The sequence below is a fragment of the Streptomyces sp. JJ36 genome (genome assembly GCF_021696945.1).
Classification (GTDB): domain Bacteria; phylum Actinomycetota; class Actinomycetes; order Streptomycetales; family Streptomycetaceae; genus Streptomyces.
The window spans coordinates 1-789 of record NZ_JACYHE010000176.1 but is presented as its reverse complement, the minus strand read 5'-3'; the positions used below and the strand labels follow the sequence as shown (position 1 = coordinate 789).

1 protein-coding gene is annotated in these 789 nt (G+C 69.2%); it reads left to right on the top strand.

Translation table 11 applies throughout. The features are described from left to right. The coding region (locus HOY81_RS27045) for an electron transfer flavoprotein subunit beta/FixA family protein (protein WP_237323346.1) at nt 1-785 on the top strand (785 nt) is incomplete at its 5' end. Between the last annotated feature and the right edge of the window lie 4 nt (nt 786-789).

Below are 789 nucleotides of genomic sequence, written 5' to 3'. Positions count from 1 at the left end.
TGAGCCTGAGGATCGTTGTCTGTGTGAAGTATGTGCCGGATGCGGCTGGGGAGCGGGGTTTCGCGGAGGACCGGACCACGGACCGGGAGTCGGTGGACGGTCTGCTGTCGGAGCTGGATGAGTATGCGGTCGAGCAGGCGTTGCAGGTGCGGGAGGCGTCCGGGGACGCGGAGGTCACGGTGGTGACGGTGGGTCCGGAGGATGCGGGCGACGCGTTGCGGAAGGCGTTGTCGATGGGTGCGGACAAGGCGGTGCATGTCGAGGACGACGAGTTGCACGGTACGGACGCGCTGGGGACGTCGCTGGTGCTGGCGAAGGCGGTGGAGAAGGCCGGGTTCGATCTGGTGGTGTGCGGGATGGCCTCCACGGACGGGACGATGGGGGTGTTGCCGGCGATGCTGGCGGAGCGGCTGGGGGTGCCGCAGGCGACGTTGTTGTCGCAGGTGTCGGTGGCCGGGGGCACGGTGACCGGCCGGCGGGACGGGGATGCGGCGACCGAGCTGGTGGAGGCGGCGTTGCCGGCGGTGGTGTCGGTGACGGATCTGTCGGGTGAGGCGCGGTATCCGTCGTTCAAGGGGATCATGGCGGCGAAGAAGAAGCCGGTGACCTCGTGGGATCTGGACGATCTGGACATCGAGGAGGACGAGGTCGGTCTGGCCGGGGCGTGGACCACGGTCGATGAGGTCGCGCAGCGTCCGCCGCGGAGTGCGGGCACGGTGGTCAAGGACGAGGGTGAGGGCGGTCGCCTGCTCGCCGCGTTCCTGGCCGAGAACAAGTTCCTCTGACCCC